Source organism: Fictibacillus sp. B-59209 (assembly GCF_036216745.1).
Taxonomy (GTDB): Bacteria; Bacillota; Bacilli; order Bacillales; family Fictibacillaceae; genus Fictibacillus_C; species Fictibacillus_C marinisediminis.
Genome location: NZ_JARMMC010000014.1, coordinates 301129 through 318732, shown reverse-complemented (window position 1 = coordinate 318732; position 17604 = coordinate 301129). Strand labels below are relative to the sequence as shown.

Sequence of the window (17604 nt, the reverse complement as noted above, 5' to 3'; positions counted from 1 at the left end):
CTATAACGCTTGAAATTTTATTTATGGCCTCTCTTTTTTGACGGTTGTGTGACAGCCTGGTTGCGCAGCTGTTTCACTTCATGCGGCGTCAGTTCTCTGAATTCACCAGGATTCAGCCCTTTCACATCTAAAAAAGCATAACGCTCCCTCTTCAGTTTCATCACCGGATGTCCGATCGCTTCAAACATTCTTCTGACTTGCCGGTTTCTACCTTCGTGTATGATCAGTTCAATAATAGAGGTCTGTTTCTTCCTGTCCCCTGAGATGAACTTCACTTTTGCAGGCGCGGTCTTGCCATCTTCCAGCACGACCCCCTTTTCAAGCTTTTTCAGCACTTCACGTTCGGGAATACCTTTTACTTTCGCGATGTACGATTTGTCCACCTTATATTTCGGATGCATCAGTTCATTGGCAAATGCACCGTCGTTGGTCATGATCAAAACACCAGAAGTGTCATAGTCCAAACGGCCGACCGGAAAGATCCGCTCTTCCACGATATCCTGAAAATAATCCGTAACAACCTTTCTACCTTTGTCGTCCGAAACAGCAGTGATGACACCCGAAGGCTTGTACATCAGAAAGTATACAGGCTGTTCCCTTTCTATTTGCACTCCATTTACTTCGATGCGGTCTTTTGGAGAAACCTTCGTACCAAGCTCCTGCACAACGGTTCCATTGACTTTAACTTTTCCTTCCAATATTAATTCCTCAGCTTTTCGCCTTGATGTAATGCCGCTCTGGGCAATTACTTTTTGTAAACGTTCCATGATTTCACCTCATTTAACATCATACTCTCTACACTTCCATTTCTCAAGCTGAGCTTCAATGTTCTTCACACAAAAACACACCGAACATTTGTGGGTTCGGTGTGTTCTATGAAAATACGATGGTAACGACGATGATAGAAGCGATAAATCCAACCAGGTCAGCAAGGAGTCCTACTTTCAGCGCGTACCCCATCTTGCGGATGCCGACCGCTCCAAAGTAGACGGTTAAAACATAGAACGTCGTATCTGTGCTTCCTTGAATCGTAGAGGCCAGTCTGCCTATGAATGAATCAGGCCCGTTGGAAGCGATAAGATCAGAGGTCATGCCAAGTGCTCCGCTTCCTGAAATGGTGCGCATCAGACCGAGCGGCACCACTTCTCCGGGGACGTGAATAAAATCAAAGAACGGTTTCCCGAAATCAAGCAAGAGATCAAGCGCACCTGAAGCCCGGAACACGGATATAGAAACGAGCATTCCGACCAGATAAGGTATCATGGAGACAGCGAGGGAGAACCCTTCTTTTCCGCCTTCTACAAAGGCTTCATAGGTCGGAACTTTTTTTACTGTTCCATACAGTAAAATAAAGCCGATCAAAAATGGGATAAACCAGATTGAAAATGAATTTATGAAACTCATAATCTATTTCTTCCCCTTCCTGCTTGACCGATAATAGAAAAAACGGTCAATACAAAGTGCAAACACCGTCGAGACTCCCGTTGCGAGCAGCGTTGTCCCGACAATGTCTGTAGGATTGGAAGATCCATAATTCATTCTGATCGCAATAATCGTTGTTGGAATCAGCGTGATGCTTGATGTGTTGATCGCCAGCAGGGTGATCATCGAGCGGCTCGCTTCATTTTTCCCGCCGTTCAGTTTCTTCAGCTGTTCCATCGCTTTGATCCCCATTGGTGTAGCTGCGTTCCCAAGGCCAAAAAGATTAGCTACCATATTGGATAAAATATAACCGAGTGCAGGATGGCCTTCGGGCACATCCGGAAAGAGGCGCTTGACGATTGGACGGAACAGAAAGGCAAGCATTTCCAGCAGTCCGCTCTTTTCGGCAATTTTCATGAGGCCGAGCCAAAAAACAAGGATACTGACCATTCCTAGACTGATCGTTACTGCTTCCTGTGCGCTTTTAAAAACAGCCGCGTTCACCTTATCGACGTTTCCAGTCAGCATGGCGACAATGAACCCTGTCACCATCATCCCCACCCAGATGTAATTAACCATGTCTTACACCTGAGCTGATTGAGAAAAGGGATGCCACCATGTCCTTGAACACACTCCAGAATGTCTTGCTGTCTTCCTTCACCAATCCTTTTCCTTCATAATATAAAGGCAGATCGGCGATCATCGTTTCCCCCAGCATTACTTTCATTTTCCCAATCGGTTTGGGTATGGCTCCTTCTTTCCACTTCCCTCCTTTTGGAGGCTGGTATAGAGTGACGGATTTCTGAACTTCTTTTTTCTCGCTTTTCATGAGAGGGTATCGAAAATCTCTTGAAGCTTCAATCTTATTTTTATAGGCTTTCAGCTTGATTCCGTCAACGACTCCTTTTTTCACGATGCTGGCAAGGTGAAACGTCCGATAGCCAAAATTAAACATAGCAGCATGATCTTCCCAGTCGTCCGGATCGTTCAGCGTTACTGCAATGAGCCCCATTCCGTCTTTCTTGGCTGTCGATACGAGTGTTCGTTTTGCAAGCCTTGTATAGCCGGTCTTTCCTCCCGTAGAATAGGGATACCGTTTAAGCATTTTATTTTTGTTTCGCCAAACCCGATCCCACTTCTCGCCTTCTTGAGGAGACCGGTAGATAGCAGAGGACGATATCTCTCGGAACTTAGGATTCTCCATGGCATAACGTGTGAGCACCGCCATATCATAGGCGGTGGAATAATGGTCATCATGATCATCAAGTCCGTGCGGGTTGCGGAAAAGCGTGTTCTTCATGCCGATTTCCCGGGCTTTTTGATTCATCATGTAAACGAAACCATCAAAGCTGCCTCCGACATACTCTGCGATGGCTACAGCTGAATCATTCCCTGAGCGAAGCATTAAACCATATACCAGATCATTTAGGGAAATATGCTCACCTGGCTTTAAATAAAGTGAAGAACCTTCCGTTTTGGTCGCTTTTTCGCTGACCGTCACCCGGTCCTGAAGTTTTCCAGATTCAATCGCGAGTATAGCAGTCATGATTTTGGTGATGCTGGCGATCCGCATCGGCCGGTGTTCATTTCTGGCATAAAGGATTCTTCCTGAATCCTGATCCATGAGGATAGCAGCTCTCGCGGAAACACCAGGACCATCAGCATGAGCTGAAAATGGCGCGTAAGGAAAGACCATTACGGCTATTAATATCGGCAGAATCCATTTTTTCGATGTATAGAGCATAAGTATCCCGTCCTTAGTTGTTTTGTACAAGTTTATGCAAAAACAGGACGGTTATGATGGTAAATTATATCCAATTATGTTTCGTCACCAGGTAAGAATCTGTGTTTCCCGTCGAATCGCTGTCTGTAATCGGTTGCCTCCTGAAGGGCTCTCTCTTCTGTTGGAATTCGGACAGATAGGATAACAGCGTTTAAAACAAGAAAAAGAAAAGCTGTGAAATAGGCCTGAAAGACAAGAGGGATCGTGATGATCTCCATGGTTACGATACAATAGTTTGGGTGTCTGATATATTTGTAAGGGCCTCTTGCCACCACTTGTGCCCCAGGCAGAATAATAATTTTCGTGTTCCAAAAGGCCCCGAGCGATCTGAGGCACCAAACACGGGCCATCTGGGCGAGTAAAAAAAGAGAGAAAGGGATCCACCACCAGGTGGCCGGCTCTTTATGGAATAGTGTGACTTCGAGGAGCAAGAAGAAAAAAAATGAAGCATGAATCGCCACCATCCATTTGTAATGTTCCTGTCCTGCTTCAAACGCTCCTTTCGAACGAAGAAACGTTTCATTCCTCCTTGCGATTACAAGCTCTGCAAGCCTTTGAAGAATCAGTGCACCGAGAAAAAGAAAAAACACGATCATCCCCCCTATGTCCATTGTATGTACAGCAGTTCAGAAGAAAAACCGGGTCCAAGCGCTGCCATCAGTCCGGTTTCACCCCGTTCAGGCATTCTTGCCATAAACCGTTCCATCACATAAAACACCGTAGCTGACGACATATTGCCAAACTCCTTCAGCACCGCTTTGGAAATCTCCGTCTTTTCCGGCGGTATCTCAAGAGCATCAATGTAGGCATCTAATACTTTTTTTCCTCCCGGATGAGCGATAAAGTGTTTGATATCCCTCCCGGTTAAGCTGTTCTTTTCGAGGAACTCGTCCACGTTCGGTTTCAGCCAGCCCCGGATAATATTCGGTATGTCCCTTGAAAATACCACATAGAGTCCGTTATCTTTCACATCCCACCCCATGACATCTTCAGAGTTCGGCATAAGTGTGGACATCGTATCTTTCACTTCAGGTATCGCTTGAAATGCTGAGGCTTCTGCCGCATCCGACTCATCGCCGCAAAGAAGCGCACAGCCGACCCCGTCTGAAAAGAGCGATGTGCCGACAAGGTTGCTTTTACTGTGATCATCATGCTGAAACGTTAAGCTGCACAGCTCCACACTTAGTACGAGGACGTTTGCTTTCGGATACGCCCGGCAATAATCATAGGCTCGGGAAAAACCCGATGCCCCTCCCGCACAGCCAAGCCCCCAGATCGGCACCCGTTTTGTATGGGGTGAGAATGGCAGTTCATTCATGATTCTTGCCTCAATGCTCGGTGTGGAAAAACCAGAACTGGAAATAAAGAAAATCGCATCAATCTCCTTATATTCAATATTCCTTCTTAAAAAGGGGGAATCCTGCAGACACTTTTTAATCGCTCTTCCGCCATACTTGGTTGCGGTTTCGATGTAAAAATCGTTCTTCTCCTGAAAAGAGTGCGTTTCTTTGAACCACTCCAGCGGCTTCGCAAAATGGCGGGTCGCAATCTCGCCATTGTGAAACACCTTCAGAAGTCTCTCAATATCTTTAAATGACTGAGAAAATAATCCCCGTGCAAATTCGAGAGCCTGTTCTTGTTCCAGCTTATGTGGAAGATTCGTTGTTTGAACGGATACAATTTTGGGCATGTTGAAACCTCCGTATGGGTAGTTACGTAAGTTTTCCCTTTTAATACCGGTTTTACGCCCTTATTTCTTTCTAATAAAAAAAGCCTCCATTAAGGAGACGTTTTTTTACTGCTGTTTTACCGTTTTCCAAATCTTTTTAACATCAGACCAATCCACGTTCTGAAAGAGAGAAAGAAAGTTTTCCTCCCTGTTCATGTAAAGTCTTCTTCTTTCCAGGGCATCCTTCAAATGAAGCAAGCAAACAAGGGCTGCGATGTCTTTAATCGCCAGCTGCTCTCCATCTTCCGTGATTAATTGTTCCGAGATGCGCGGCAGGAGCTGTTCCTCAAAATATCTCACGTAAAGAAGCTGAAAACTTTTTTCTTGTCCTTCTTGTTCATAGAATACTTCTGAACGGTTAAAAAAATCTTCCGGCGAGTTCGGCTTTTCCTTTTCCAGCTCATATCCTGTACATGCTCTAATTTTCAAGGCCTTCAACTCCTGTTCCCATTATTCCATCGTTTCTTGAAACTTTGAAAAAAACAGATCCGCTTCCTCTTCAATCGATTGATCGTTCACTTTCTCAGGGAGCGGCGGAAGTTCGTGCAATGACTTTAAACCAAAATGCTCCAGAAAATTCTTTGTCGTACCGTATAGAATAGCCCGGCCGGTTCCTTCTGCACGGCCTGTTTCTTTGATGAGCCCTTTAGAAGAGAGCGTCTGCAGCGGCTTTTCAGTCTTTACCCCTCTGACTTCCTCTATTTCAGCCCTCGTGATCGGCTGTTTATAGGCGATGATTGCAAGTGTTTCCAAAGCTGCCTGTGACAGGCTGGAGTGGGAGGGAGCAGATACAAGCCTTTCATAATAGCCGGCATGTTCGCGCTTCGTAACAAACTGGAATGAACCGGCGATTTCAATGATTTCCATGCCTCTCGTATCAGACTTGTAGTCTTTGACCAGCTCATCAAGAAGCTCTTCAGCCGCATCCATGCTGATCTGCAGAACGTCTGCTATCTGCTTTTTTTCAATACCCTCCTCCCCCGAAACAAATATTAGCCCTTCAATGACCGCTTTATGTTCTGCTGATTGACTCAAACTTCATTCTCCTTTGTTGCATAAATAAAAATTTCGCTAAAATTGTTTTCTTGCTCACATGTCACATCTTTCGTCTTCATTAATTCCAGCACAGCCAGAAAAGTGACAACAAGATGTTCCCGGTTTGAGGAGGTGAAAAGATCGGAAAATTTCTTTCTGCCGCTCGAATAACGGATCTCATTGATGATCTGCTTCATCCTTGTCTCAATCGGGATCTCCTGGCGCTCAATCGTTGTTTTTCTCGGCGCCTTCTCGAGTTTTTTAGTAAAAATCTTCTGCATGGCGGCGAGCATATCATAGATCGTTACGTTAGCTACGGGATTGACTTCTTCTTCTTGGTTTTCATAGTACGTCAGATCCATAGCCTCTCTTGTAAAGATCATGCTTCTGGCCGTTTCTTTCTCCTTCAGGCCGACTGCCGCCTGCTTAAATTTTCGATATTCAATAAGCCTGCGGACGAGATCTTCCCGGGGATCTTCATCCATCTCAATCTCCATCTGCTGATCAAGATCCTGTACGTCCTGTTTTGGGAGCAGCATCTTGCTCTTGATGGCGAGAAGCGTTGCCGCCATGACCAGGTATTCACTGGCCACATCCAATTTTAATTCCTGCATCGTATGTATATAGTTCATATATTGCTCTGTAATCGCAGCAACGGGTATATCGTATATATCGATCTCGTACGAAGTGATCAGATGCAGGAGCAGATCGAGAGGACCTTCAAATGCATCGACTTTCACGCTATACTTCATAGTAGTAACCCCTGTTTCCAAATTCAATATTGTACCGGAATTATACCATATTTTAAACACAGTTCCTTTTTGCATCTTAAAATTTTTAGTAAGATAGACTGTAAAAAGCAAACCAGGAGGCCATTGATGTACCCAGAAGCATACATTGAATACCTTGCCTACTTCCACGGATCGAGGGACTTTTTCGAATGCCATGAAGTACTTGAAGAGCATTGGAAAAGCGAAGGTCAGCAAAACGGCGTCTGGGTCGGATTGATCCAGGTCGCGGTCTCACTCTACCATCAGCGCAGAGGCAATGACATTGGAGCACTCAGAATGATGAAGAGCGCAATCGGTAAACTGTCCGCACATAAAGAGGATCTCACGAGGCTCGGACTTGATGGCACAGAACTGCTGGAAAGGCTCATGATAAGATTGGATGAGATCGAATGCCGAAAGCCATTTACAGACCTGAATCTTCCTGTTGCAGATGAAGCACTCATGGACCAGTGCTGCCGCTGCATTGAAAAACAAGGCTCGGTTTGGGGCAATGAAAGCAATATGGCGGATGAAACGATCATGCACAAGCATAAACTGCGTGACCGGAGTGATGTTATTTTAGAACGTGAAGCGCAAAAGCAGCTGCGGATGAAAAAGAAGAGCTGAAGCCGGGCGGCGCACTTAAAACCTTTTCCAACAAGAAAATCCCACAAAAAAACCCCCGGGAAACCGGGGGTTTTCACTATTCTTATTCTTCCCAAACTTTAACTTCTTTCATTACATCGCCTTGTTTGATTCTTAGAACCGTGTCCATGCCTTCGGTAACTTGTCCGAAAACAGTATGAACGCCGTTTAAATGCGGCTGCGGCTCATGAACGATAAAGAACTGGCTTCCGCCTGTGTCTTTGCCGGCATGTGCCATTGAAAGAGAACCAGCCACGTGTTTGTGAGGGTTTCCGGCTGTTTCGCATTTGATCGTATAGCCAGGGCCGCCTGCACCTGTTCCTGTCGGGTCTCCGCCTTGTGCTACGAAACCAGGAATTACACGATGGAATGTTACCCCATTGTAGAAACCTTCGTTCGCTAATTTTTCAAAGTTGGCTACTGTTCCCGGTGCTTCTTCCGGAAAAAGCTCGATGGAAATTTTTTCACCGTTTTCAAATTCGATAGAACCTTTTTTCATAGATATAACCTCCTGAATTCAACATACTTCATTATTTTATGCTTTTTTTAGCCCAGAGTCCAGCGAGGTCAGCAAGCTCATCTTAATTGCCGGCAAACACGCCGTTCTTTAAAGGAAGATCCAGGCGTAAAAGATCTTCGTAAGACTCTCTTTTCACAACGAGGCGAGCTTCCCCTTTTTCAGCAAAAACGACCGCCGGCCGGGGTATGCGGTTATAGTTGTTGGACATGGAATAGCCATAAGCACCCGTGCAGAAGACAGCGAGCAAGTCTCCGCTCTTCGTCTCCGGGAGCATGATGTCCCAGATCAGCATATCCCCTGATTCACAGCATTTCCCGGCGATTGAAACTTTTTTCGTTCCTTTTTCACCAGCACGGTTTGCAAGCGCGGCTTCATACTGGGCTTGATATAGAGCAGGACGAATGTTATCGCTCATGCCCCCGTCGACAGCCACATAGTGACGGACAGAAGGTATATCTTTTTGAGAGCCGATCGAGTAGATGGTCGTTCCTGCATCTCCTACCAGTGAACGCCCGGGTTCAATCCAAATTTCCGGAACAGCAACAGAGGCGCTAGTAGATAACCTGGTGATCTCCTGGATCATCGCGTCAATGTATTCTTTCGGTTCGAGCGGTTCATCTTCTTCTGTATAGCGGATGCCGAATCCGCCTCCGAGGTTCAGGACTTCAGGAAAGAAAGAAAATTCTTTGTCCCATTTACCGAGATATTCGTAAAGCTTTTGAATCGCCAGAACAAATCCCGTGGTCTCAAAGATTTGTGAACCGATATGGAAATGAACGCCCAAGAGGTTAAGACGGTGTGATTCAAGCGACTCTAGAACCGCCTGTTCTGCCTGGCCGTTCTGAAGGTCAAAACCGAACTTGGAATCCTCCTGCCCAGTCAGGATGTACTCGTGTGTATGAGCTTCAATACCCGGAGTGATCCTCAGCAAGATGGATGTTTTCTTGTTCAGCTGATTGCAAAGGCTTTCGAGCATGCGGAGTTCATGAAAGTTATCGACAACAAAACATCCGATCTCCGATTGAAGAGCATATTGAAGTTCCTGGTAACTTTTGTTGTTTCCATGAAAATGAATACGATCCGCCGGAAAACCAGCTGAAAGAGCGGTATACAGCTCGCCGCCTGATACAACATCCAGGCTCATTCCCTCCTCGTCCATCAGCTGGACTTGCGCCAAACATGAGAACGCTTTGCTTGCATAAGCCACTTGTGCTTTGATCCCTTGTTCCTCAAACGCTTTCTTGAACGACCTCGCACGCTTTCGGATCAGCTCTACATCATAAATATAAAGCGGTGTACCATATTCACGCGCCAGCTGAACGGTGTCAACCCCGCCGATTGTTAAGTGATTGTCATCATTGATTGAACTAGTACCATGTAAATACATGAAAAAATCTCCCCTCTGCTTTTCCATTAGAGATTCTGTTCCGACGAAAAACAAAGACAGCTAATGTATTAAGGTACATTAGCTGTCTTACACCGTACCCCCATTTGCCGGAATAGTTCTCCACTGCATGATGCAGTGACAGTCCGCTGTCTGTTCGGCAGCGACCCAGCATGAGGATGTATGGACCATCTTCACACTTCGGCAAATTGGCCTTTAAAATGATTTCTTCATGTCCATTCACTCCATCATCCTACTGATCCGCTTTGCGCCTCTACCCCATTATATATAAATGAGGCATATCCAATTGTTATGAACAAATTTATCACAAATTTTTTCTTTCGGCAATACTTCTTAGGAAGTCGGCTGTTTTTTGCTGTTCTGCGGATGGACGATGCTTGGCCGGATCTTTGAGAGCGGCACAGCGAGCCGGATGACAATCTGCAGGAAGGCTTTTGCGTTAAACGGTATGAATGGCCATAAGTAAGGGGTATTCAAGTTTTTCATCGAGCACAGATAAAGCATTATTAAGGTGGCCCCACCTACAAATCCCGGCACATGGAAAATGGCAGTTAAGATCAGCAGCAGGAGGCGGAGCATCTTATTGGCTATACTCAGCTCATAGCTTGGGGTCGAGAAACTGCCGATCGCCGCTATAGAAACATAGAGAATAACTTCAGGAACAAACAGTCCGACATCGATCGCGATCTGTCCGATCAATACGGCAGCGATCAAACCCATCGCCGTCGACAGCGGACTGGGGGTATGGATGGCCGCTACCCTCAATATTTCTATCCCGATCTCAGCAAAGAGGATCTGCAGAAATAAAGGAATATGCGTCGTCTTGTTCGGACCGATAAAATCAATATTAGGAGGAAGCAGGTTTTCCTGAGTGGCATAGAGGTACCAGAGAGGCACAAGTAAAAGTGAAGCGATAATCCCTGCGAAACGGACCCATCGGATAAAAGCTCCTACCATCGGGGTCTGCCTGAACTCTTCAGCATGCTGAATATGGTGGAAATAAGTAGTCGGGGTAATGATGACCGATGGGCTTGTATCCGTAATAATCAGAACATGCCCCTCCATGAGATGCTGTGCAGCGACATCCGGCCGCTCGGTATAACGGACGAGCGGAAAAGGATCCCAGCCTTGCTTTACGAGAAATTCTTCGATCGTTTTATCGGCCATTGGAATACCGTCGATGTCAATGCTCTGCAATTCTTTTTTGACAAGCTTGACGAGCCCGGGATCGGCAATGTCATCAATATAGCAGATACAGATGTCTGTTTTGGATCGTTTACCGACCTGCATTATTTCGTGGCGGAGCCGTTCATCCCTGATCCGCCTGCGGGTAAGAGCAGTATTGACAATTATATTTTCCGTATATCCATCACGGGAGCCACGGACTACCTTTTCAGTGTCCGGTTCTTCCGGCTGCCTGCCCGGATAGCTACGGACATCCACGATGAAAGCTTGGTCTTCCCCTTCAAGAAAGACGGCAATCAATCCAGAGAGCATGCGGTCAATAGCAATCTCCAAATTGTCGGTCAGTTCCACCTGCTGGTGAGACAGATGTTCATGAAGAATTTCTTTTACATTGGAGGGAGCCCGATGCCCATGGTCCATGTCCATGAGCTCTCTCATGATCTCAATGATAAAAAGGCTGTCACATAGTCCAGTGCAATAATAGATCTGAACTTCTTTTTTTAATAGATGCAGTTTCCTGACACCCACATCAAAGCTGATTCCGATGCCCAGCCGTGATTTCAGCTGCTGTTCGTTCTCTTGGATTTTTTTACTGATTAGTGTCTTTTTCCTTTCTTTCGATCCCTGCATTATAACCGCTCCTTTCTAAAATGGTTTCAACCGCCATACTTGTAATCGGGGCTCCTTTTTCCACTGCGTCATGGCCGGCCATCTTTCCGATATCACCGATACCGATGACGATCGGGAGGTTCAATTCATCAAGTATATAGACGGTATCTCCGTTGATCCTGCCTGTCTCAAAATCGGGAACACCGCTCTTGTCAATCCCGTATTCTGTAAAGCTCCCATACCGGTCGATGGAAAAATGAACTTTAGTCCATTCCGAATGATGGGTTTTGGATGCGACGGCTATTGCGCCGAGCACCTCGATGTCCGGTTGGCTGCACACAATTCTCATTGCGAGTTCTCCCGGGCCTTCGCCGCGGAATCCGCAATCATCGAACATGACGAGGACGGGATCGTGGGGCGTCTGCATGATCATTCTTACAAGCTGGTGCCCGCTTATTTTCGAAGGGTTCCCCCAGGACTGGGAAATACAGCGTCCTCCTATTTTTCTGGCTACATGCTCTACTGCTCGCAAAGCATATAAATCTCCGTCTGTAATGAGGATGACACGCTTCTTTCCCAATGTTTTCACCCCTTAGGCTTAAATATTAATGCGACCAGAAAACCGAATAGAATGGCAGATGAGATACCGGCTGAAGTCAGTTCAAAGATTCCCATGGCTATTCCAATAAACCCATGATCGTCTGCTGATGCCATCGCACCATGCAGCAGGTTATGCCCAAAGCTCGTGATCGGAACAGTAGCTCCTGCACCTGCAAATTTAATAAGATTATCATAAATTCCAAACGCATCCAACGCTGCTCCAACGACAACAAAGGAGGTGGTGACGTGTGCAGGAGTTAATTTAAACACATCCATCATGAGCTGGCCGACTACACATATGGCGCCTCCGACTAAAAATGCCCATAAATACTCCATTACTTAAGCACCTCCTTTGTACTTTCAAGAACTACTCCGTGAGCAATCGTTGGAATGGATTCTTTCTGCTGCATCATCGTCGGATTCAGGAGTGCCCCAGTGGCTACGACTAAAATCCGGTTCAAATTACCTGATTGGAGTTCTTTTACAAGGTGGCCGTATGTTACGACTGCAGAGCAGGCACAGCCGCTTCCGCCGGCAAACACTTCCTGATCAGGACGGTACATCATCAGACCGCAATCTCTGTGATTTTTTGAGATATCTACACCTTGCTCACTTAAGAGCATCTTAACGATCGGTGAACCGACTGCTGAAAGGTCCCCTGTTACGATCAGATCATAATAATCAGGATCGTTTCCGGTCTCTTTTAAGTGAGCTGCGATCGTGTCTGCCGCTGCAGGAGCCATGGCTGAACCCATGTCAAAAGGATCCTTGATCCCAAAGTCTTTTACTTTTCCAATCGTGGCTGCGGTTATTTTTATGGATGATGGTTCTCTGCTGACGAGAGCAGCCCCCGCTCCTGTCACCGTGAACGTTGCCGTATCCGGCTTCTGTCCGCCATATTCAGTCGGGTACCGGAATTGGCGTTCAGCTGTAGCGTTATGTGAACTTACGGCTGCCACTACCCGATTGGCGTAGCCCCCATCCACCAGGGCAGCACCGACTGCAAGAGATTCCATCGAAGTGGAACAGGCTCCGAAGACACCAAGGAAAGGAATTTCATTAGCTCTTGCCACATAGTTTGCTGTTACAACCTGATTGAGCAGATCGCCAGCAAGGAAAAAATTAATATCCTCGTTTGACAATTTTGCCTTGTTCAGACAGCTCGTGATTGAATCTTCCATCAAACGGCGCTCTGCGAGTTCCCAGTTCTTTTCATTACAATGAAGTTCGTTGTACTTTACATCAAACATCGCTCCGAGCGGGCCTTCACTTTCCATTGGGCCTACCGCCGTTCCTGTTGAATTTAAAAAAACCTGTTCTCCAAATTTCCACGTTTGCCTTCCGAGCAGTTTCATATCCATCGTTCCTTTACATTAGTGTTTTAAACGCATACCTGATCATTCCGAAGATATAGGCTGATACAGCTCCGAAAACAATAACTGCACCTGCAAGTTTGAATAAGTTGGTAGCAATTCCTAATACGATCCCTTCACTCTTGTGTTCAAGGGCGGCGCTCGTTATAGCGTTGGCGAACCCTGTAACCGGCACAGCTGATCCTGCGCCGCCGAACTGTCCGATCTTGTCATACACCCCGATGCCTGTCAGCAAAGCCGCGATGAGGATCAGTGTAGCTGCAGTTGGATTGCCTGCTGTCTGTTCATTAAAGTTGAAATAGGTCATATAAAACTTCTGAAGGGCTTCACCTATAATGCAGATGAATCCACCCACCAAAAATGCCTTCAAGCAGTTAATGAAATAAGGTGGTTTCGGCTGCAAGGGTTTGATTTTTTCGGCATAAGCCTGCTGCTGTTCTTTACTGGACATGTTCATTTCTCCTGTCTTATTGATTTACGTATACCATCCAATGAAACAAAGATCCCAACACTTTTCCTAATACGATCGCCATTAGTATCACGAGAAGTTTTTCTCCGAACCCGATTCTTTTTGCCAGGATCGGGAGTACGTTCAGCACTTCGGTTAAGGCCGCGGCAAGCATTCCGATAAATACACCGCAAAAGATCCCGATCGGAATGAGAAGCAGCGGCGAGGAATGGATGGAGGCATTTCTCAAGTTCAGCCATCCCCCGATCACTGCCCCTAACACAACACTCCACTCATAAGCCCGTATAAAACAGTACGTTTTACTGAGCTGCATCAGCCGGGGAATAATCCCAAGAACCGTTAAAAAAGCAACAAATCCCGATCCTACAGCAATACCACCGCCTAAACCGATAAAAGCAAGGAAAACACTCTTAATCTCCATGGATCTTCTTCTCGGTCTCTTTGTTCTCATGAATAACGACATACTGATCCAGATCCTGCTGGTATTTAAACATTTCAACTTCCAGAGGACTCGGTTCTTCGTTCAGCCTCTTCTTGAACACATGGTTAAAAAATAAGACCATTCCGAGCCCAAGCCCAAATGAATAGGGAATCTGCAGAAGAAGAGGCTGATTGTTATAGCTTCCGGTAATCATAAAATAGATCTTCTGATGGACCACCTGCATGCTTACATCCTCGTGAAAATTCATAATGGCAAGGGCTGAACCGATAAATAGGAGCAGCCAAACAAGAACAAAATATACAGGTGCCATTTTCTTCTTTTTAAATTGTATTTCAAGTATCGTTTGGGCTGGGCCTACCGTTTGGATATCACAATTTGGCAGAACATCCTGGATCTGTTTCACGACCTTCATAACATCAAGAACAACCAGATGCTTATCTGCCGGTTTTACTTGATGAACAATCAGGTCCTGCAGCTTTTTGGCAGCTGCCGGTGATGCGACAATCTGTGCGGCCGTTCCAAGTGTAATGGGCTGCTGAAGAACAACCTGAACCTTTTGTCTCATACGTATGTAAACAGTAGATTCCTCCATGGTTGTGCCTCCTGTTTTCTTCGACATTCGTTTTTAGTATGTATTTGGTAAAGTTGTCTCATTCTTCAAACCTGGATTATCCATCAATTGCCAATGAGGAAAACAAAAGCGCCGAGCTTGACATTCCATCTATGCAAAATCTTTGCAAAATAAAAAAGCCAAATGGACTGGTTAATCCATCTGGCTTTTCATCTGAGCTAATATTTTCTTTTCAAGGCGAGAGACTTGGACCTGTGAGATGCCAAGGCGCTCAGCCACTTCCGATTGTGTCTGGTCTTTGTAGTAGCGGAGATAAACGATAACCCGCTCCCTTTCATCTAGAGATTCGATGGCCTCCTGCAAGGTGATTTTGTCAAACCACTTGTTATCAGCTGTATCTGCGATTTGGTCAAGAAGTGTGATAGGATCTCCGTCGTTTTCATAGACGGTCTCGTGGATCGACGTCGGTGCACGTACAGCTTCCTGTGCAAGCACGACTTCCTCAACGGTGATCTCCAGCTTTTCAGCGACTTCATTGACAGTAGGTGTTCTGCCAAGACCTTTTGACAATTCATCCTTCGCTTTCCTTACTTTGTTCCCCATTTCTTTCAGCGATCTGCTGACCTTTACTGTACCATCATCCCGGATGAACCGCTGGATCTCTCCGATGATCATCGGAACGGCATACGTAGAAAAGCGTACGTCATAACTCAGGTCGAACTTATCCACCGACTTTAGGAGGCCGATGCTGCCGATTTGAAAAAGATCGTCCGGTTCGTATCCCCTGTTGATAAAACGCTGTACGACTGACCAGACAAGGCGCATGTTCTTCTCCACGATCAAATCACGGGCAGTTTGGTCGCCTTCCTGGCTTCGTTTGATCAATAACTTGATTTCCTCATCCTTAAAGTACGATTCATTCTTACCGCCTTTAACCTCGACATCCATAAGGCATACCCCTTAATTGATAACCGCTTTATTTTTTGCCAGGAATTTAGTCAAGTGAATCGTGGTGCCATAGGAAGGTTCTGAGATCACTTCCACCTCATCCATAAAATTCTCCATGATCGTAAAGCCCATTCCAGACCGTTCAAGCTCCGGTTTTGAAGTGAACAGCGGCTGTCTCGCCTCGTCGAGATCCTGGATTCCTATCCCCTTATCTCTGATTGTCAGCTTAACCGAATCTTCATCAATAGTGACTTCAATGTATACGATTCCATCCGCACGATTCTCATAGCCATGAATAATAGCATTGGTTACCGCTTCAGAGACGACCGTCTTAATCTCTGTCAATTCATCCACTGTCGGATCCAGCTGGGCAATAAAAGCAGCAACTGTAACCCTCGCGAACGATTCATTCTGGCTCAGCGCCGAAAACTGGATTTTCATTTCGTTTCTCATGTTAAGCCACCCCCAGTGTTTGTAGGGCATATTCTTCATTTTCTTCCAGCCTGATAATCTTAAAGAGGCCAGACATGTCGAATAGACGTTTAACTGCCGGAGAGATCGCGCATACCACCATCTCACCGTGATTGTTCTTGATCTGTTTATACCTGCCAAGGATAACGCCGAGGCCAGAACTGTCCATGAAAGCCAAACCTTCAAGGTTCAGCATGATATGTTCAATCTTTTTGCTCTTTAAAATATCATCAACCTTTGACCTCAGTTCATCAGCGGTATGATGGTCCAGTTCCCCTTCAAGGCGTATACATAAAACGGTATGCTTAATTTCCAGCCCGATGTTAAGACTCAACTTTCTCTCCTCCTTTTTCTTGATACGAAAATGTTTCGATAAAAAAAGGACGAAATCCTCCACTATTACAAAACTAGTGCGGATTCGTCCATATTAGTCAAATCATGCAATTAAGACGATTTTGCCATATGGCCAATCGTACGTTTAAATAAACTCCACCAAGAAGCGCTCTTCACATTCTCAGATGCAAGCAGCGGGCTTTTGGTGATCGTTTTTCCACCTTTAACAATACTGAGTGTCCCTACCTGCTGGCCTTTTTTGATCGGCATCTTCAGATCAGGAGTAACTGTGATCTTTGGATTCACTTTGTTTTCTTTTTCACCGCGCTTGGAAAGGACAGAAATACTTTCAGAAGTAACAACCGCCAGCCTCTGCTTGTTCCCCTTCTGGATTTTAACCTGCTTCACAATTTGATGGCGATCATACAATTTCTTAGTTGCATACTGAGAGAAGGCATAATCAAACATTTCGGTGATCTGCTTGTTCCGTTCCTTCGGATTCGGTGCACCCATCACAACAGCGATGACACGCATATCATGCTTTTTAGCTGTAGCTGTAAGGCAATACTTGGCCTCCTGGGTAAATCCGGTTTTCAAACCGTCTGTCCCTGGATAAAACTTTACAAGCCTGTTCGTGTTCACGAGCCAGAATTTTTTCGATGTATTTTGGCGAAGGTATTCTTCGTAAAGGCCGGTATATTTCGTAATCTCTTCATGCTTCAAAAGTTCCTTGCCCATGATTGCCATATCGTGAGCAGAAGAATAGTGGCCGGCTGCAGGCAGTCCCGTCACATTTTTAAAGAATGTCTCTTTGAGTCTCAGCTGTTTTGCTTTTTTGTTCATCATGTCTACGAAAGAAGACTCGGATTCTCCGATTTTCTCAGCCATCGCGACAGAAGCATCATTTGCACTGCCAATGGCGATTCCTTTCATCATGTCATGAACGGTCATCTCTTCGCCCGGCTCAAGGAAAATTTGAGAGCCTCCCATTGACGCGGCATACTCACTTACCCGGACGGGATCAGTAAGTTTAATTTTACCGGAATCCAGTGCTTCCATGATTAAAATCATCGTCATAATTTTTGTCATGCTCGCAGGCGGCAGCTTTTTATGGCTGTTCTTATTAAATAATACCGTACCTGTATCACGCTCGATTAATATGGCAGATGAAGAATTTGGAGCAAGCTTTAATGTTTTTTCAGCAGCAAACGTACGACCTCCGCCAACGGATAGCAGGAGTGCCATCGCAACAGCAACCACTATGTATCGTTTCATTGCATTTTCCCTCCAATTC

At 45.7% G+C, this 17604-nt stretch carries 23 protein-coding genes and 1 riboswitch; of the genes, 1 reads left to right on the top strand and 22 read right to left on the bottom strand.

Translation table 11 applies throughout. The features are described from left to right. Positions 1–17 precede the first annotated feature (17 nt). The 9 genes from P4361_RS10770 to P4361_RS10730 all read right to left on the bottom strand — a co-directional run bounded on the left by P4361_RS10770 (position 18) and on the right by P4361_RS10730 (position 6721). Positions 18–767: a pseudouridine synthase gene (locus P4361_RS10770; protein WP_053358012.1), complete on the bottom strand. Its 750-nt coding sequence runs from the start codon at positions 765–767 to the stop codon at positions 18–20. Positions 768–873: 106 nt separating this feature from the next. Further along, entirely contained in the window at positions 874–1404 is a 531-nt protein-coding gene (locus P4361_RS10765; RefSeq protein WP_053358011.1) for a spore maturation protein, read from the bottom strand. A 3-nt stretch (positions 1405–1407) separates the two neighbouring features. Continuing rightward, positions 1408–2001, bottom strand: a complete 594-nt coding sequence (locus P4361_RS10760; protein WP_256225972.1) for a nucleoside recognition domain-containing protein — start codon at positions 1999–2001, stop codon at positions 1408–1410. Then, positions 1994–3166: a D-alanyl-D-alanine carboxypeptidase family protein gene (locus P4361_RS10755; protein ID WP_328089377.1), complete on the bottom strand. Its 1173-nt coding sequence runs from the start codon at positions 3164–3166 to the stop codon at positions 1994–1996. The genes P4361_RS10760 and P4361_RS10755 overlap by 8 nt, the downstream gene beginning before the upstream one ends. A gap of 74 nt (positions 3167–3240) precedes the next feature. Beyond that, positions 3241–3801: an isoprenylcysteine carboxyl methyltransferase family protein gene (locus P4361_RS10750; protein WP_328089376.1), complete on the bottom strand. Its 561-nt coding sequence runs from the start codon at positions 3799–3801 to the stop codon at positions 3241–3243. Positions 3802–3806: 5 nt separating this feature from the next. Continuing rightward, on the bottom strand, positions 3807–4895 hold the full coding sequence (locus P4361_RS10745) for a type III polyketide synthase (protein WP_062235269.1): 1089 nt from the start codon (positions 4893–4895) through the stop codon (positions 3807–3809). Between the two features lie 105 nt (positions 4896–5000). Next, on the bottom strand, positions 5001–5363 hold the full coding sequence (locus tag P4361_RS10740) for a hypothetical protein (protein WP_328089375.1): 363 nt from the start codon (positions 5361–5363) through the stop codon (positions 5001–5003). Positions 5364–5384: 21 nt separating this feature from the next. Next, positions 5385–5969 (bottom strand): SMC-Scp complex subunit ScpB, encoded by a 585-nt coding sequence (scpB, locus tag P4361_RS10735; RefSeq protein ID WP_091004825.1) that lies wholly within the window; start codon positions 5967–5969, stop codon positions 5385–5387. Continuing rightward, on the bottom strand, positions 5966–6721 hold the full coding sequence (locus P4361_RS10730; RefSeq protein ID WP_053358005.1) for a segregation/condensation protein A: 756 nt from the start codon (positions 6719–6721) through the stop codon (positions 5966–5968). The genes scpB and P4361_RS10730 overlap by 4 nt, the downstream gene beginning before the upstream one ends. A gap of 126 nt (positions 6722–6847) precedes the next feature. On the opposite strand from P4361_RS10730, the gene P4361_RS10725 reads away from it, so the two are divergent. Then, complete coding sequence (locus P4361_RS10725; protein WP_328089374.1) at positions 6848–7366, top strand: DUF309 domain-containing protein; 519 nt, start codon at positions 6848–6850, stop codon at positions 7364–7366. Between the two features lie 82 nt (positions 7367–7448). Here the strand turns inward: P4361_RS10725 and P4361_RS10720 are convergent, their stop codons facing one another. The 13 genes from P4361_RS10720 to P4361_RS10660 all read right to left on the bottom strand — a co-directional run bounded on the left by P4361_RS10720 (position 7449) and on the right by P4361_RS10660 (position 17585). Continuing rightward, a complete protein-coding gene (locus P4361_RS10720) occupies positions 7449–7883 on the bottom strand; it encodes a peptidylprolyl isomerase (RefSeq protein ID WP_053358003.1) in 435 nt (144 codons plus the stop codon). A gap of 82 nt (positions 7884–7965) precedes the next feature. Continuing rightward, positions 7966–9291 (bottom strand): diaminopimelate decarboxylase, encoded by a 1326-nt coding sequence (gene lysA, locus P4361_RS10715; protein ID WP_328089373.1) that lies wholly within the window; start codon positions 9289–9291, stop codon positions 7966–7968. Positions 9292–9396: 105 nt separating this feature from the next. Beyond that, a riboswitch (Lysine riboswitch) is annotated at positions 9397–9573 on the bottom strand. Positions 9574–9642: 69 nt separating this feature from the next. Beyond that, entirely contained in the window at positions 9643–11124 is a 1482-nt protein-coding gene (locus P4361_RS10710) for a spore germination protein (RefSeq protein WP_328089372.1), read from the bottom strand. Then, positions 11084–11683, bottom strand: a complete 600-nt coding sequence (locus P4361_RS10705) for a stage V sporulation protein AE (RefSeq protein ID WP_062235249.1) — start codon at positions 11681–11683, stop codon at positions 11084–11086. Before P4361_RS10705 ends, P4361_RS10710 begins: the two co-directional genes overlap by 41 nt. 5 nt (positions 11684–11688) lie before the next feature. Then, a complete protein-coding gene (spoVAE, locus tag P4361_RS10700) occupies positions 11689–12039 on the bottom strand; it encodes a stage V sporulation protein AE (RefSeq protein WP_062235246.1) in 351 nt (116 codons plus the stop codon). Then, positions 12039–13058, bottom strand: coding sequence for a stage V sporulation protein AD (spoVAD, locus tag P4361_RS10695; protein ID WP_256225981.1), 1020 nt, complete (start codon positions 13056–13058; stop codon positions 12039–12041). Before spoVAD ends, spoVAE begins: the two co-directional genes overlap by 1 nt. A 13-nt stretch (positions 13059–13071) precedes the next feature. Next, the gene (gene spoVAC / locus P4361_RS10690; protein WP_053357998.1) at positions 13072–13527 is read right to left on the bottom strand and encodes a stage V sporulation protein AC; all 456 of its coding nucleotides are present in this window, start codon (positions 13525–13527) and stop codon (positions 13072–13074) included. 16 nt (positions 13528–13543) lie between these two features. After that, on the bottom strand, positions 13544–13966 hold the full coding sequence (locus P4361_RS10685; protein ID WP_091004814.1) for a stage V sporulation protein AB: 423 nt from the start codon (positions 13964–13966) through the stop codon (positions 13544–13546). Further along, on the bottom strand, positions 13956–14579 hold the full coding sequence (locus P4361_RS10680; protein WP_328089371.1) for a stage V sporulation protein AA: 624 nt from the start codon (positions 14577–14579) through the stop codon (positions 13956–13958). The genes P4361_RS10685 and P4361_RS10680 overlap by 11 nt, the downstream gene beginning before the upstream one ends. A 171-nt stretch (positions 14580–14750) precedes the next feature. Further along, entirely contained in the window at positions 14751–15506 is a 756-nt protein-coding gene (sigF, locus tag P4361_RS10675; RefSeq protein WP_091004811.1) for an RNA polymerase sporulation sigma factor SigF, read from the bottom strand. Positions 15507–15518: 12 nt separating this feature from the next. Next, positions 15519–15959, bottom strand: a complete 441-nt coding sequence (spoIIAB, locus tag P4361_RS10670; RefSeq protein WP_328089370.1) for an anti-sigma F factor — start codon at positions 15957–15959, stop codon at positions 15519–15521. 1 nt (position 15960) lies between these two features. Next, positions 15961–16311 (bottom strand): anti-sigma F factor antagonist, encoded by a 351-nt coding sequence (gene spoIIAA, locus P4361_RS10665; RefSeq protein WP_053357993.1) that lies wholly within the window; start codon positions 16309–16311, stop codon positions 15961–15963. Between the two features lie 110 nt (positions 16312–16421). Then, on the bottom strand, positions 16422–17585 hold the full coding sequence (locus P4361_RS10660) for a D-alanyl-D-alanine carboxypeptidase family protein (RefSeq protein ID WP_425590245.1): 1164 nt from the start codon (positions 17583–17585) through the stop codon (positions 16422–16424). Between the last annotated feature and the right edge of the window lie 19 nt (positions 17586–17604).

Bases quoted from the DNA above. Each gene is read 5' to 3' on its own strand.
- P4361_RS10770 (WP_053358012.1), bottom strand. From the start codon at position 767: ATGGAACGTTTACAAAAAGTAATTGCCCAGAGCGGCATTACATCAAGG.
- P4361_RS10765 (WP_053358011.1), bottom strand. From the start codon at position 1,404: ATGAGTTTCATAAATTCATTTTCAATCTGGTTTATCCCATTTTTGATC.
- P4361_RS10760 (WP_256225972.1), bottom strand. From the start codon at position 2,001: ATGGTTAATTACATCTGGGTGGGGATGATGGTGACAGGGTTCATTGTC.
- P4361_RS10755 (WP_328089377.1), bottom strand. From the start codon at position 3,166: ATGCTCTATACATCGAAAAAATGGATTCTGCCGATATTAATAGCCGTA.
- P4361_RS10750 (WP_328089376.1), bottom strand. From the start codon at position 3,801: ATGATCGTGTTTTTTCTTTTTCTCGGTGCACTGATTCTTCAAAGGCTT.
- P4361_RS10745 (WP_062235269.1), bottom strand. From the start codon at position 4,895: ATGCCCAAAATTGTATCCGTTCAAACAACGAATCTTCCACATAAGCTG.
- P4361_RS10730 (WP_053358005.1), bottom strand. From the start codon at position 6,721: ATGAAGTATAGCGTGAAAGTCGATGCATTTGAAGGTCCTCTCGATCTG.
- P4361_RS10725 (WP_328089374.1), top strand. From the start codon at position 6,848: ATGTACCCAGAAGCATACATTGAATACCTTGCCTACTTCCACGGATCG.
- P4361_RS10720 (WP_053358003.1), bottom strand. From the start codon at position 7,883: ATGAAAAAAGGTTCTATCGAATTTGAAAACGGTGAAAAAATTTCCATC.
- lysA (WP_328089373.1), bottom strand. From the start codon at position 9,291: ATGTATTTACATGGTACTAGTTCAATCAATGATGACAATCACTTAACA.
- P4361_RS10710 (WP_328089372.1), bottom strand. From the start codon at position 11,124: ATGCAGGGATCGAAAGAAAGGAAAAAGACACTAATCAGTAAAAAAATC.
- spoVAE (WP_062235246.1), bottom strand. From the start codon at position 12,039: ATGGAGTATTTATGGGCATTTTTAGTCGGAGGCGCCATATGTGTAGTC.
- spoVAD (WP_256225981.1), bottom strand. From the start codon at position 13,058: ATGAAACTGCTCGGAAGGCAAACGTGGAAATTTGGAGAACAGGTTTTT.
- spoVAC (WP_053357998.1), bottom strand. From the start codon at position 13,527: ATGTCCAGTAAAGAACAGCAGCAGGCTTATGCCGAAAAAATCAAACCC.
- P4361_RS10685 (WP_091004814.1), bottom strand. From the start codon at position 13,966: ATGGAGATTAAGAGTGTTTTCCTTGCTTTTATCGGTTTAGGCGGTGGT.
- P4361_RS10680 (WP_328089371.1), bottom strand. From the start codon at position 14,579: ATGGAGGAATCTACTGTTTACATACGTATGAGACAAAAGGTTCAGGTT.
- sigF (WP_091004811.1), bottom strand. From the start codon at position 15,506: ATGGATGTCGAGGTTAAAGGCGGTAAGAATGAATCGTACTTTAAGGAT.
- spoIIAB (WP_328089370.1), bottom strand. From the start codon at position 15,959: ATGAGAAACGAAATGAAAATCCAGTTTTCGGCGCTGAGCCAGAATGAA.
- P4361_RS10660 (WP_425590245.1), bottom strand. From the start codon at position 17,585: ATGAAACGATACATAGTGGTTGCTGTTGCGATGGCACTCCTGCTATCC.